General features: G+C 41.2%; 10 protein-coding genes. 6 read left to right on the top strand and 4 right to left on the bottom strand.

What is annotated here, in order from left to right:
* Positions 1–73: 73 nt before the first annotated feature.
* Both rplL and CGC65_RS26730 read left to right on the top strand, forming a co-directional pair.
* A complete protein-coding gene (gene rplL / locus CGC65_RS26735; RefSeq protein WP_002566640.1) occupies positions 74–448 on the top strand; it encodes a 50S ribosomal protein L7/L12 in 375 nt (124 codons plus the stop codon).
* A gap of 371 nt (positions 449–819) precedes the next feature.
* Positions 820–2,001 (top strand): ISL3 family transposase, encoded by a 1,182-nt coding sequence (locus CGC65_RS26730; protein ID WP_002578414.1) that lies wholly within the window; start codon positions 820–822, stop codon positions 1,999–2,001.
* A gap of 191 nt (positions 2,002–2,192) precedes the next feature.
* Here CGC65_RS26730 and CGC65_RS26720 read toward each other — a convergent pair whose 3' ends face one another.
* On the bottom strand, positions 2,193–2,708 hold the full coding sequence (locus CGC65_RS26720; protein WP_002566641.1) for a hypothetical protein: 516 nt from the start codon (positions 2,706–2,708) through the stop codon (positions 2,193–2,195).
* 382 nt (positions 2,709–3,090) lie between these two features.
* On the opposite strand from CGC65_RS26720, the gene CGC65_RS26715 reads away from it, so the two are divergent.
* The 3 genes from CGC65_RS26715 to CGC65_RS26705 all read left to right on the top strand — a co-directional run bounded on the left by CGC65_RS26715 (position 3,091) and on the right by CGC65_RS26705 (position 7,874).
* Positions 3,091–4,431, top strand: coding sequence for a tagaturonate reductase (locus tag CGC65_RS26715; RefSeq protein ID WP_002566642.1), 1,341 nt, complete (start codon positions 3,091–3,093; stop codon positions 4,429–4,431).
* 461 nt (positions 4,432–4,892) lie between these two features.
* Positions 4,893–6,659 carry a PspC-like choline-binding domain-containing protein gene (locus CGC65_RS26710; RefSeq protein WP_002566631.1) on the top strand — a complete coding sequence of 589 codons (1,767 nt, stop codon included), beginning with the start codon at positions 4,893–4,895 and terminating at the stop codon, positions 6,657–6,659.
* A 144-nt stretch (positions 6,660–6,803) separates the two neighbouring features.
* Positions 6,804–7,874, top strand: a complete 1,071-nt coding sequence (locus CGC65_RS26705) for a hypothetical protein (protein ID WP_002566630.1) — start codon at positions 6,804–6,806, stop codon at positions 7,872–7,874.
* 257 nt (positions 7,875–8,131) lie between these two features.
* Here the strand turns inward: CGC65_RS26705 and CGC65_RS26700 are convergent, their stop codons facing one another.
* The 3 genes from CGC65_RS26700 to CGC65_RS26690 all read right to left on the bottom strand — a co-directional run bounded on the left by CGC65_RS26700 (position 8,132) and on the right by CGC65_RS26690 (position 12,341).
* Positions 8,132–9,373, bottom strand: coding sequence for an IS256 family transposase (locus tag CGC65_RS26700; protein WP_096039148.1), 1,242 nt, complete (start codon positions 9,371–9,373; stop codon positions 8,132–8,134).
* Positions 9,374–9,444: 71 nt separating this feature from the next.
* Positions 9,445–10,458, bottom strand: a complete 1,014-nt coding sequence (locus CGC65_RS26695; protein ID WP_002566627.1) for a hypothetical protein — start codon at positions 10,456–10,458, stop codon at positions 9,445–9,447.
* 131 nt (positions 10,459–10,589) lie between these two features.
* Entirely contained in the window at positions 10,590–12,341 is a 1,752-nt protein-coding gene (locus tag CGC65_RS26690; protein ID WP_002566626.1) for a PspC-like choline-binding domain-containing protein, read from the bottom strand.
* A 271-nt stretch (positions 12,342–12,612) separates the two neighbouring features.
* On the opposite strand from CGC65_RS26690, the gene CGC65_RS26685 reads away from it, so the two are divergent.
* Positions 12,613–14,244 (top strand): O-antigen ligase family protein, encoded by a 1,632-nt coding sequence (locus CGC65_RS26685; protein WP_002566625.1) that lies wholly within the window; start codon positions 12,613–12,615, stop codon positions 14,242–14,244.
* Positions 14,245–14,274 lie beyond the last annotated feature (30 nt).

The raw sequence follows: 14,274 nt of genomic DNA, 5'->3' as shown, positions 1-14,274 counted from the left end.
TGCCCGGCAGCATACAGGGGCCGGACAATATTGAAAAACACAATTATTAAATATTAAACAGGAGGAACATAAAATGGCAAAGTTAACAACCGCTGAGTTTATCGAAGCTATCAAGGAATTATCCGTATTAGAACTGAACGAATTAGTAAAAGCATGTGAGGAAGAGTTTGGCGTATCCGCAGCAGCAGGTGTTGTAGTTGCAGCAGCAGGCGCTGGCGCAGCAGCAGCTGAAGAGAAGACCGAATTTGACGTAGAGCTGACCGAGGTTGGTCCTAACAAGGTTAAGGTTATCAAGGTTGTACGTGAAGTTACCGGCTTAGGCCTGAAGGAAGCTAAGGACGTAGTTGACGGAGCTCCTAAGGTAGTTAAGCAGGGCGCTTCCAAGGAAGAGGCTGAGGATGTTAAGGCTAAATTAGAGGCTGAGGGCGCTAAGGTTACATTGAAGTAATTTTAGACCAGGGCTGATAGAATCGTTTAATCGGAATTCATCGGAATTCAGTTGATAAAGCTGAGGATGACTTGGATGGAAAGACCGTTGCGCTAAGACGTGTGAGACATGTTGAGGCGGGGCGGTTTTTTTGCGGGGAAGTTTCTGAAATATATATTAAAAGAGCTATGTGCCGCCTAATCAACACATAGCTCTTCGTCCTTTTCCCCTAAATCCTATTGGTACATAAACTGGTTCTATACTGAATGTTGGGGTGTGCTGAAAAGCACACTTCCAACATTCTTTTCGTTGTAATAAAATACATCTATAAGAAGCCTCCTAAACACATTATCCCGACCAAAGTTTAATGTTACGGAGGTGACCCCTTATAGATGTACCCTAATTATACCAAGGCCTTCCTTAACTTGGAAGGTGTTTTTATTAAAAAAGTGGTTCAGGCAGACTCTTTCATTAAAATTTTCATCCAGTCCCAACCGGTAGAACAGACTTGTCCCTGCTGTGGGGCTAAAACTAAACGGATTCATGATTACCGTTTACAAGAAGTCCAGGACATTCCCTTACTGGGAAAACAAGTAATCCTGCTCCTTCGCAAACGCCGCTACCTCTGCCCATACTGCCGCAAACGGTTCACGGAATCCTATTCGTTCCTCCCCAGCTACCACCGCAGGACCCGCAGACTGGCATTTTACATTGTCTCCCTGCTCCGGCAGACCTTTTCCTTAAAACAGATCGCAGAGCTTACCGGTGTTTCCGTCCAGACGGTCTGCCGCCTTCTGGACACGATTTGCTATCCTCCGCCTGACCAGCTTCCACAAGCGCTTTCCATTGACGAATTCAAAGGCAATGCTTCTACCGGTAAATATCAGTGCATTCTGGTTGATCCGAAAAAGCGCCGGATCCTCGACATTCTCCCGGATCGGACACAGAGCCATCTGGCTGATTATTGGCGGAACATTCCCAGGAAAGAACGCCTGAAGGTAAAGTTCTTCGTCTGCGATATGTGGCGCCCCTACACCGAACTTGCACAGACCTTCTTTCCAAACGCTACAATCATCGTGGATAAATATCATTTCATCCGGCAGGTGACATGGGCGATTGAAAATGTACGCAAACGGCTGCAGCGGTCCATGCCGGTTTCTCTGCGTAAGTATTATAAACGCAGCCGGAAACTCATTCTGACCCGCTATAAAAAGCTGAAGGATGAGAACAAACAGGCCTGTGATTTAATGCTTCACTATAGCGAGGATCTGCGTCTGGCACACCGCATGAAAGAGTGGTTTTATGATATCTGCCAGATGGAAGCGTATCGTCAGCAGCAGAGGGAATTTGATGACTGGATTGCGAATGCACAGAGCTGTGGGATCAAGGAATTTGAGGACTGTGCTAAGACCTACAGGGCCTGGCGAAAAGAAATCCTGAATGCCTTTAAATACGGATTGACAAATGGTCCCACAGAAGGATTTAACAACAAGATAAAGGTATTAAAACGGAGCAGCTACGGAATCCGGAATTTCAAACGGTTCCGAACCCGGATACTTCACTGTACATCATAGGATAAAAAGGTCGGTAATGCGGAGGCTTATTTGGCATGCCCAAAATCAGTAAAACCTGGAACTAAACATAAAAAGGGCCCTTTTCATAGAATTGGGGCGGGATTTTAACAAATCCCACCCCAACTATTGACAAAGAGCCCATAAACTAAAACATATCCTGGTTATATCAGGAATACATCCAATTCGTGAAACTATTTAACATAAACACCGTCTTCATTGACAGTATAGCCGTCAATGGTAGTGCCTCTCTTCATATCTCCATTATTTCTGTCGAAATAATACCACTTGCCATCCAGCTCTACCCAGCCTTTTGCTGCTGCGCCGCTCTCGGTAAGGTAGTATGTGCGATGATTATACTCAAACCAGGTATCAGCTAACATCTTGCCGTCCTGGCCAACATAATACCAGTTGTTTGTAATCGGAATCCAGCTGTCAGTTACCATTGCACCCTGAGCGTTAACCCAGTACCAGCTGTTATCATAGTTTACCCATGACTGAATGGCCATCTCACCGTTATCTTTGAGCCAGAACAGATCCTTGTCATTCTCTACCCACTGATTGCGAACAGAATTGCCGGCTTCATCATAATAATACCATTTGCTCTGTACATTAAGCCAACCGGTATTGGCTAAACTGGTAACTGCGGATGCCATTGCTAATGTAGCTGCTGCCATAATTGTTGCAAGTGCTTTTGTGTGCTTTCTCATACGTATTTCTCCTTTTGGTTCATAATTTTGTAAGAAAAAATATACTTTATATTTAATATAATAGTATGTTTTTGTAAGAAAGTCAATGTTATTAGGAAGATATTTACAAAATAAATTACAAGAACTAGTTTTATATAAGGGAAAATTGCAATATAAAACAGAACACAGAATTTGAAAATGAAAAATGCGATAAGATTGCAGAAGAGGCCAAAGTATATGCAGTAATAAAAAATAGATTACCTTAAATGTAAATACTTACAAAAAAGTCATTACACTATTGCAAATTATGAATTTATGTTGTATATTAGTCTCAGAAATAAAAGATAATTGTTGCAACTAAAAATGTAAGCACTTACAAAAAATATAGCTATGGAGGTAAAAAATGAGTACAGGTGTAAAAGAAACTGTGATTCAGTTTGGAGAAGGAGGATTTTTGCGTGGATTTGTAGACTATTTCTTTCACAAACTCCAGGAAAAAGGTTTATATGATGGTAAGATTGTAGTGGTTCAGCCGATTGAAAAAGGCATGTGTCAAATGCTCTCTGACCAGAACTGTGAATATAATCTGTTTCTCCGGGGAATTGATAATGGACAGGTGGTAAATGAGCATACACATGTAACTTCCATATCCAGAGCTTTGAATCCATACACTCAGTATGAAGAATATATAGCATTGGCGGAGAATCCAGACTTAAGAGTTCTTGTATCTAATACTACCGAGGCAGGAATTGAATATCTGGGAACAGAAAATCTGACTGATATGCCGCCCAAGTCATATCCGGCTAAACTTACTCAGTTCTTATATAAACGCTATAAAGCTGGTTTAAGGGGACTTATTCTGCTGCCCTGCGAATTGATTGATGATAACGGGGACAATCTTAAAAAGTGTGTTCTTCAGTATGCAAAATTATGGGAGCTGGAGGATGGATTTACAACCTGGCTGGAAGATGAAAATGATTTCTGCAGCACACTGGTAGACCGCATTGTAACTGGTTACCCAAGGGATGAGGTCGAGGAACTGACTAAGCAGATTGGCTATGAGGATAAGCTTATAGACACAGCAGAAATTTTTCACCTGTGGGTTATCGGCGGTCACCATGAAGATGAACTTCCATTCCAGAAAGCCGGCTACAATATTGTCTGGACCGATGACGTTCATCCATATAAAAAGAGAAAGGTACGTATTCTCAATGGAGGACACACTTCCATGGTATTGGGTGCGTATCTGTATGGACTTGAAACAGTTGGCGAATGTATGAAGGATGAGAAGGTTTCCGCATTCCTTAAAAAGTGTATATTTGAAGAAATCATTCCTACAATTGGAGATACAGAAGATAACCGTAAATTTGGAGCGGCTGTTCTGGAACGATTCTCTAATCCATTTATCAAGCACCAGCTGTTAAGCATTGCATTAAATTCCGTAAGCAAGTTCCAGGTAAGAGTTCTTCCTACTATTTTAGAGTACAAAGAAAAGTTCGGGAATTATCCAAAGGCCCTTACATTTTCTATGGCAGCACTAATCTCCTTCTACCGTACGGATAAAGCAAATGATGGGGATGAAATAATGCAGTTTATGAAAACTGCTTCTGTGGAAGAAATCATGAAGAGGGAGGATTATTGGCACGCTGATCTCTGTGAGATGATTCCCATGGTGAAGGAATACTATGAATTGATTCAGAGTAAGGGAATGGCCGAAGCTTATGGCGTTATATTAGGAATGTAAATTAAAATCAATTGCAGATATGGATTGATTGAATAAATAATTTAGAGTTATATAAGCGGGCATCACATCCAGACTAGTTCATGGAGGTGGTGCCCGTTCTTGATTTAAGCCGCAGAGATGAGCAAATTACAGAAGGTAGATTTTGCATGTATCGTAAAAATCCGCATCATGCATAGATATAAATACAATATTCAGGAGACATAACATCTTTGTAATAATTATGTAAGAAAATGCACAGGTAAAAGTTATGGTATTTTTCCGGAATTTATAATATACTAAGTGCGTGTGATGGAGCTGGTTAGCTTTTAACGGAATTGTCGATATTACATAATTTTAGTAGAATTTGCAAAAAATGCAAAAAAACTATTGATAATTTTCCTTATCCGAAGTATAATCAACTCGTAATGCAAAAAAGGAATTTCAAAAAGTATTTCAAAAAGAAAAAGGAGAGTGCATTAATTATGAGAAAGCAGACAAAGTTAGTTGCTGTATTATCAACAGCAGCACTGCTCGCTATTGGTGCATCCATGACTTCTTTCGCAGCTACAGGATGGGCTGAGGAAGACGGTACTTGGGTATATTACAACAGAGACGGCGAGAGAGCAACCGATCAGTGGAAAAAATCCGGTAACAACTGGTATTGGTTAGATAGCAACGGCGAAATGGCTATCGATCAGCTGATTGAAGACGGCGACAACTATTATTATGTAGACATCAACGGTGTTATGGCAGCTAACCAGTGGGTAGCTATCGACAACGAGGATGCTGGTGAAGACAATGAGCCAGATCATTACTGGTATTATTTCCAGGCTAATGGTAAAGCTTTAAAGAATGGTGACAATGATAAGGTTGCTCTGAAGACTGTTAATGGCAAGAAATATGCTTTTGACGATGAAGGTAAAATGTTGTATGGTTGGGTTGCTGCTGATAATGCAGAGCGCCTTGATGATACAGATGGTGATGGCTTCAAAGAAGGCGATTACTACTTCGGCGGCGAAGATGATGGTGCAATGACTGTCGGCTGGCTGCAGATGGATATCACATATGATGAAGCAACCAATGATAATGAGATTGCTCCAGTGTTTAACGAGGATGAGGATCAGAGCCGTTGGTTCTACTTCAAGTCCAATGGTAAGAAGATTAAAGCTGAAGATGGCGATGTTCAGAAGGGCAAGACCATCAATGGTAAGAAGTACGAGTTTGACCAGTACGGCGCCATGACAGCAGAGTGGTCTCTGGATGTAGAGTCTGCATCTAAGGCTGGTGTAAGAAATCAGAATAGTAATGTAACAACCAACAGTGTACCTGCTAAGTACGCTCAGCAGTGGAGATACTTCCAGGATGTTGAGAACGGTGCTCGTGTAAGCAAGGGCTGGTTCAAGGTAGTTGCAGCTGAATATCTGAACTATGATAAGAACAACGATGATGAGGATGCATGGTACTATGCAGATGGAAGCGGTAACCTGTACGCAGGTGAATTCAAGACCATCAAGGGTAAGAAGTATGCATTCAGGAACGATGGCCGTATGGTTGATGGACTTAAGTTCATTCTGGACAGCAACGGCAGCTTAGATGTTAAGGCTGATGATGATGATGATTATCCATTTGATACTGAGGATGACTTCATTGAGAACGCTCCTTATTATGAGAACGCTAACTATAAATGCTACTACTTCGGTGATGGCGATGATGGTTCTATGAAGACCAACAAGATCAACATCGATATTGATGGCGATAAGTTCAACTTCTACTTCGAGAAGTCCGGCTCCAAGAAGGGCGCTGGTAAGACTGGTGAGAAGGATGACAAGTACTATCAGTCTGGTATGCTTCTGAAGGCTGGTAAGGATGAGAAGTATCAGGTAGTTAAGACCTTAGACCCAACCATTGATAAGAATGATGCCGGCGAAGGACTTAAGGGCTACAAGAAGCTGGATGATGTTAAGACCTTCTTAGAAGAGCTTGGCATGGATACAACTTCTGCTTACACTACAGATCCATCTAAGGTTAGCCTGAGCAAGCTGAACATTACTAAGAGTGCAGATAACATTGATGAATTGTATGTAATTCCAGAGAAGGACGACAATAACCAGGCAGTTAAGGGCAAGTATTTCATCGTAAATACTTCCGGTAAGGTTATTGACAGCAAGTCCAGAAATAAGGATGGCAATGACTATTACTATGCTACTGGCTCTAAGGGCGAGATTTTAGCTATCTACACAGAGAAATAAATTACACAGTTAATGTGTAATGATAATTAAGGGGGAAAGCGTTGTGACTGATTAAGCAATTAGATTAGTCACAGCGCTTTTCTTTTTGTATCTACGACCTTAAATTAACTTCTTTATTGAATTAAGAATCAGGAGGAATCTTTGATGATTAGAAAAACATGGATGATTTTCTGTCTTTCTGCTACGCTGCTTTCAGTTAATCCGATTGTCTCACTGGCAGATACTACTACAGACGCATCCGTTACAACAATGGAAAGCTGCGGGGCATATCTGTTTGAGTGGCGACCTGTAGATTGTGGTAATGGCCACTATTTTGCAATACTTGTAGGCGGCAATAGTATTACAGAAAGAGATGTGATTTTGAATCGCGGATATGACTATGCTTATACCTTTAATCCCAGTATGTATCCGAGACAGTGGGGAGAAGTACCTACTCTGGTCAATGTAGACGGAGTATGGGCCATACCAGAAAACCAGCCTCTTCTGCCCGAGGGAACACAGTCTACACTTCAGATAGTACTCTATACAAATAATGGAAAATTGCCAAATAAAGAGAGATATATTGACGTTGTAAGGCTACCTAGTAATGTAGATACCTCTACACTTCCGGCTGATGTTAGGAAGTATTTAATCAATGTTGATGGCTCGGACGCAGGTGCCTATGAGGGTACCAAAAGTTCAGGTTGGGTAATAGAAGCTGATGGACGTTATAGATATAGAAAACCTGACGGAACCTTCGTAAGCGGAGGATGGCTGAATGTAGATGATAACCTGTATTATATGGATGAAGAAGGATATATGCTGTCTGATACAATTGCGCCGGATGGTTCTTATGTAAATGCAAGCGGGGCAAAACAGAAATATATGCCGGGATGGTTCCAGAATGAGCGTGGCTGGAAATACGTCCTAAAGAATGGATATTTTGCAGCATCTACCTGGGTACAGGATACAGATGGTAAGTATTATTATTTTGATATAGGTGGCTATATGAGAACCGATTATGATACACCGGACGGATATCATGTTGGCCCGGACGGAGTATGGGATGGTGCTGCGGCTACGGGTGAGTATGGTCAGAATCCAGGACCAGGAGGTGTGGTGTCCTCTAACACGGAATCTGGTGTTGCCGAAGAAAATACCCAGGAAGAGCCCCAAACAGAGGCGGTGGAAGAAACGAACAATTCTTCTGAAGGCAATGCAATAGACAACAACTAATTAAGTTTTGTTTTTGCGTAAAATGCTCCTTTACAATGGGATTTAAAATATCTCATTGCAAGGGAGCATTTTATTAGGTTAATTCTGGTTTGTTGTGAGTGTGTGAAGAAATCTCTGTAAAAGCAGCTCTTCTATGATAATGGCAGGGCTGAAAGCTTCTCTATGAGCGTTCAGCCCTTGGTTTATATATACCGCACAATACTGCATATGTCAAGACCAGGCGGATTCCCGTCTGGTTTGAACGGTCCTGGATTCTCTTACATCGGCAGTCGGCCCTCATACATGAGGCTCAGTTCCCCATATACCTGGCCCCAGTTGCGGATTGGCATCGTCCACTTCTTTGTTGCTTCAAATGTTGACAAGTACAGCGCTTTTAAAAGGGCTGTATCGCTTGGAAACACGCTCCTCTGACGATTCAGCTTCCGGTATGTGGCGTTCAGGCTTTCGATTGCGTTCGTGGTATATATAACCTTGCGTACAGTCGTTGAAAACTTAAAGATGGGGATGATCGCGTCCCAGTTCTGGTGCCAGCTTTTCATGGAATTCGGGTACTTTTCTGACCATTTTTTTGTGCCCCGCTCCAAGGCTTCTAATGCCTTCTCTTCTGTTGGCGCCTGGTAAATCGTTTTGAGATCTGCCGCAAAGAGCTTACGGTCCTTGTCTGATACGTATTTTAACGTATTCCGCACCTGATGGACAATGCACCTCTGGTATTCCGTCTTTGGAAAGGCAGCGGCTATCGCTTCCTTTATCCCTGTCAGTCCATCGGCACAGAGGAGCAGGATGTCTTTTACTCCACGGTTTTTTAAACCGTTCAGAACGGAAAGCCAGTACTTGGCACTCTCATTTTCGCCAACCTCGATGGTCAGAACCTCTTTTAAACCATCTGAATTAATCCCCAGTACAACATAGGCCGCCAGCTTACGGATCACGCCGTTATCCCGTACAGAATAGTGGATTGCATCGATATAAAGCACCGGATAGACATCGGAAAGGGGGCGGTTCTGCCAGTCTTCAATCTGGGGCAGAAGCTTATCCGTCACATCCGAAATGAAGCCTTCGGAGGCCTCGAAGCCGTAGATATCCTCCAGTGTTTCCGAGATCTGCCGTGTTGTCATCCCTTTAGCGTACATGGATATGATCTTGTGATCGATATCAGAGATATCTTTCTGGCGTTTCTTTACCACCTGTGGTTCAAAGGTGGAGTTACGGTCCTGTGGGACTTCGACTTTCATGCTTCCATAGCTGCTATTCACCTGTTTGGTTTTATAGCCATTGCGATAGTCATCGCAATCGGAACGTTCTGACTTGCGATAGCCAAGATGCTCGTCCATCTCGGATTCCATCATCTCTTTGATGGTACCGCCCAGTAGATCTTTGAGGGCATCCTGAATGTCCTGGGCAGATTCAATCTCATACTCCTCAAGAAGCTGCCGGATGATGTTTCGCTTTCCATCCGTCATTTGCACTTTGTGTACAGATTTCTTTTCTCTTGCCATAATAAAAAGGCCTCCTATGATTTTTATTTTATCATAGAAGACCTTATAAATCTTTAATTACAGAAAAACTTTCACAGACTCTTTGTTGTGGTGTTTTCTGAGGCCAAAGATTGTTCGGCATTTTCTATTTGCGGCTGAGCACCAGGTCCAAGCTTTTTTATATCTTCTACATGTGTTGTGGCTTGTCCGTCCCATACTCCATCTGGTCCAACGTGGTATCCATCAGGAGTATCATAATCAGTTTTCATGTAACCACCCAGGTCGAAATAATAATATTTACCATCTGTATCCTGTACCCAGGTAGAGGCCGCGAAATAACCATTTTTCAAGACATACTTCCAACCACGCTCATTTTGGAACCATCCTGGCATATATTTTTGTTTGATACCACTTGCATTCACATAAGATCCGTCTGGTGCAAGGGTATCTGCCAGCATATAGCCATTTTCGTCCATATAGTATAGCTTATCCTCGACATTTAGCCAGCCGTTGCTTACAAATGTCCCATCGGGTTTTCTGTACTTGAAGCGTCCATCCTCGGCCTGAACCCAACCAGATGTCTCTGTGCCTTCATATGCTCCTGCATCTGTCCCATCTGCATTTATCAGATATTTCTTAACTTCTGGAGGCAGACTTGAGACGGTTACATTATTTGGAAGTTTTACCACATCAATATAACGCTCTTTATCAGGAAGTTTATTATTATTTGTAAAGAGTACTATTTGGAGTGTGGATTGAGAATCCTCAGGGAGCATCGGCCAGTTCTCTGGAATAGCCCATACACCATCTACATTATTGAGTGTAGGTACTTCTCCCCATGGTCTTGGATACTTCATTGGTTCAAAAGTATAAGCAAAATCATACCCCCTATTAAGAATCACATTTCTTTCAGCAATGGAATCCCCACCTACTAATATTGCAAAATAGTGTCCATTTCCACAATCTACGGGACGCCATTCGAATAAATATGCCCCGCAATTTTCCATAGTTGTTGTATCTGTTGATGTATCAGCAAAGGAAACTATGGGAGTTGTTGTTGCTAAAGTAATGGCTAAGCATAATGATATCCACTTTTTCTTAATCATGGACTTCCTCCTTACTCAATGTTATATCTGTTATATTTTAATACAGGAAAAAAGCGTTGAGACTAATTTAATTACATAATCAGTCACAACGCTTTCCCCCTTATTATTTAGTTAGAACCAATCAATGTTAATTAGTTCTCTGCATAAATAGCGGCAATCTGCCCGCCCTTCTTAATTACATAGTAGTAATCATTTCCATCTTTGTTCTTAGACTTGGTATCAATTACTTTTCCAGAGGTATTTACAACAAAGTAGTCATTAGCATTTACCTGAGTAGTATCAATGATATAAAGCTCTTTGATGTCTTCTGCTTTCTTGTTTACGCCAAGATCTCTCAACTGGTCAACAGTTGTATCATTGATAACATTATCGGTATACTTGCCAGAGATGTCATCAAGGAATTTTCTGACGTCATCCAACTTGCTGTAAGTATACTTGCTGGCAGCTGTGGACACACCACTCTTGTTGCTTCTCTTAACAACCTGATACTTCTCATCCTTACCAGCAGTAATTAACTTACCAGACTGATAGAACTTATCATCCTTTTCACCAGTAAGACCTGCACCCTTATGAGCACCAGACTTTTCAAAGTAGAAGTTGAATCTATCACCATCAATATCAATGTTGGTCTTGTTGGTTCTCATAGCACCATCATCACCGCCACCAAAGTAGAAGCATCTGTATCCAAGGTCACTCCAATAAATAGAGTTCTTATTGAAATCATCATCTGTATCGAATGGATGATTATCGTCATCATCCGCTCTAACGTCAGTGATATTATTCTGAGCGTCCTGCTGAATGAACTTTAAGCCATCAATCATGCGGCCATCATTTCTGAATGCGTATTTTTTGCCCTTAATAGTTTTGAACTGACCAGCATACAGATTACCGCTTCCATCTGCATAGTACCATGCATCTTCATCATCATTATACTTATCATAGTTAAGGTATTCAGCAGATACAACCTTAAACCAGCCCTTGCTCACACGGGCACCGTTTTCAACATCCTGGAAGTATCTCCACTGCTGAGCATACTTAGCAGATACACTATGGGTAGCAGTACTGTAATCGCCTCTGATGCCGCTTGTAGAAGCAGTATCTACGTCTAAGGACCACTCCGCTGTCATGGCGCCGTACTGGTCAAACTCGTACTTCTTACCATTGATGGTCTTGCTCTTCTGCGTATCACCATTTTCAGCTTTTACTTTCTTACCATTGGATTTGAAGTAGAACCAACGTGTCTGGTCCTCATCATCATTGAATACTGGTGAAACTTCGTAGTCAGAAGTAGCTTCATCATATGTGATATCCATTTGCAGCCAGCCAACTGTCATTGCACCGTCATCTTCGCCGCCGAAGTAGTAATCGCCTTCTTTGAAGCCATCACCATCTGTATTGTCAATGCGCTCTGCATTATCAGCATCAACCCAGCCGAAAAGCATTCTGCCTTCATCATCAAAAGCATACTTCTTTCCATTTACGGTTTTCAGAGCTACTCTTGCATTGTCGCCATTCTTTAAAGCCTTACCATTAGCCTGGAAATAGTACCAGTAATGATCTGGCTCATCATCCTGTCCTGCATCCTCGTTGTCGATAGCTACCCACTGATTAGCTGCCATAACACCGTTGATGTCTACATAATAATAGTTGTCGCCATCCTGAATCAGCTCATCGATAGCCATTTCGCCGTCGCTGTTTAACCAGTACCAGTTATTACCGGATTTCTTCCACTGATCGGTTGCTCTCTCGCCGTCTCTGTTGTAATATACCCAAGTACCGTCTTCCTCAGCCCATCCTGTAGCTGCGAAAGAAGTCATGGATGCACCAATAGCGAGCAGTGCTGCTGTTGATAATACAGCAACTAACTTTGTCTGCTTTCTCATAATTAATGCACTCTCCTTTTTCTTTTTGAAATACTTTTTGAAATTCCTTTTTTGCATTACGAGTTGATTATACTTCGTATATGGAAAATTATCATAAGACGATTAGTGGCTTAAACTGATGCGGTAAAAGGTATTATATTCTATATGGAATAAATATTAAAATTTAATAAAAGCATTTGGTTTTATTGGGTCATAAAGTTGCGGAATAGTGGGTAAAATGATATACTGATAAAGTATTTGGAAAAAAGGATAAGAAAGTGTTGTGTAACCTATGGATAATATAAAAACAAAAGAAATATCGGATGAGAAAATAATAAATTTATTAGCGGCCTGGAGAAAATACAATTCTGTTATAGCAGGTATTTTTACCGTGCTTATTATCTTTGTATTTCCATTGGTCTTTCATGATTACTATTATGATATTTTGGTAGCTAAATATATTTTTTATTATGGTTCCGTTATTTTGATGATTGTAGCCATGCTGGTTGGTGTGTTTTTTTTCTGGTATAAGGATAAGCGTGAGATTGGTGGCAACGCTGTAAAAGAAATGCGTTCAAATGCTAAGTTAAATGCCTTAAAAATGTCAGACTGGGCCATGATAATTTTTTTGATTGCTGTTACCATATCTACTTTACAATCAGAGTATCGTTTTGAATCTTTTTGGGGAAATGAAGGAAGATACATGGGAATGTTTTTGATACTGCTCTATGGAATCAGCTTTTTTGTTATCAGCCGATGCTTGAGATATAGACAGTGGTATCTGGATACGTTTTTGGCGGGGGGTATCATTGCATGCATGATTGGAATTTTGCACTTCTTTAAAATTGATCCCATAGGTTTCAAGAGAGGACTGGTAGGAGATGATTACACTATTTTCACCTCCACAATTGGAAATATTAACACATATACTTCCTATGTAGCTATGGTATCAGGAATGGGGACAGTAATGTTTTCAGTGGAGAAAAACAAATACAGAAGGCTGTGGTATCTAGTTGTAGCGATTTTATCACTGTTTGCATTGATTGTGGGTATCAGTGATAATGCATATTTGGCTTTGCTTGTTCTTTTTGGGCTTCTCCCGCTTTACCTTTTCGGGAATATAGACGGAGTAAAGAGATATGTATTATTATTAGCCATATTGTTTACAGAGTTTCAAGTGATAGGTACTCTAAGTCATGCGTATCCCAATCATGTAGTGGAGTTTAAGGGACTAATGAATGTAATTGCGTCATTTGGCGGATTACCATATCTTATCATCGGGCTATGGGTGTGTACGGCATGTTTATATTTATTGGCATATAAACTGCCGGAAAATCATGCGCTGAAAAGTGGCAGCAATATTGGAAGGTGGATATGGCTGGGCCTTATCTTATTGGCCTGCGCGGGGGTTATCTATGTGCTTTATGATGTGAATATAGCAGGTAATGTGGAAAAGTATGGGCCATTAAATCAGTATCTGCTCTTAAATGATGATTGGGGAACACATAGGGGTTATATATGGAGAATTGGAATGGAATTTTATCAGAAGCAGCCTATTCACCATAAATTGTTTGGATATGGACCGGATACATTTGGTATCATAACAGTAAAAAATTACTTTGAAGACATGGTCAGAAGGTATGGCGAAAAATTCGACAGCGCACATAACGAGTACTTACAGTATTTAGTTACAATTGGAATTGTTGGCCTTACGGCTTATTTGGCTCTGCTTACGACCTCGATTATAGAGATGCTCCGAACATTGAAAAAAAGACCTGAATTAATTGCAATTGCATTTGCCGTTATTTGTTATGGTGCCCAGGCGGCGGTTAACATAAGCGTACCTATTGTTGCGCCTATAATGTTGACCCTCATGATGCTAGGTGTAGCGGCGGTTCGCAATGTATCAGGAAATACTGAATAATGTAAGGAATGTAAGCAATATCCAGCGGTA

Origin of the sequence: Enterocloster bolteae (assembly GCF_002234575.2) — a bacterium.
Classification (GTDB): domain Bacteria; phylum Bacillota; class Clostridia; order Lachnospirales; family Lachnospiraceae; genus Enterocloster; species Enterocloster bolteae.
Note: the sequence above shows the minus strand (reverse complement) of the source record. Positions and strands in the feature narration are given on the sequence as shown.

Excerpts from the sequence above, each read along its gene's own strand:
- rplL (WP_002566640.1), top strand. The coding sequence starts at position 74 with ATGGCAAAGTTAACAACCGCTGAGTTTATCGAAGCTATCAAGGAATTA.
- CGC65_RS26730 (WP_002578414.1), top strand. The coding sequence starts at position 820 with ATGTACCCTAATTATACCAAGGCCTTCCTTAACTTGGAAGGTGTTTTT.
- CGC65_RS26720 (WP_002566641.1), bottom strand. The coding sequence starts at position 2,708 with ATGAGAAAGCACACAAAAGCACTTGCAACAATTATGGCAGCAGCTACA.
- CGC65_RS26715 (WP_002566642.1), top strand. The coding sequence starts at position 3,091 with ATGAGTACAGGTGTAAAAGAAACTGTGATTCAGTTTGGAGAAGGAGGA.
- CGC65_RS26710 (WP_002566631.1), top strand. The coding sequence starts at position 4,893 with ATGAGAAAGCAGACAAAGTTAGTTGCTGTATTATCAACAGCAGCACTG.
- CGC65_RS26705 (WP_002566630.1), top strand. The coding sequence starts at position 6,804 with ATGATTAGAAAAACATGGATGATTTTCTGTCTTTCTGCTACGCTGCTT.
- CGC65_RS26700 (WP_096039148.1), bottom strand. The coding sequence starts at position 9,373 with ATGGCAAGAGAAAAGAAATCTGTACACAAAGTGCAAATGACGGATGGA.
- CGC65_RS26695 (WP_002566627.1), bottom strand. The coding sequence starts at position 10,458 with ATGATTAAGAAAAAGTGGATATCATTATGCTTAGCCATTACTTTAGCA.
- CGC65_RS26690 (WP_002566626.1), bottom strand. The coding sequence starts at position 12,341 with ATGAGAAAGCAGACAAAGTTAGTTGCTGTATTATCAACAGCAGCACTG.
- CGC65_RS26685 (WP_002566625.1), top strand. The coding sequence starts at position 12,613 with ATGGATAATATAAAAACAAAAGAAATATCGGATGAGAAAATAATAAAT.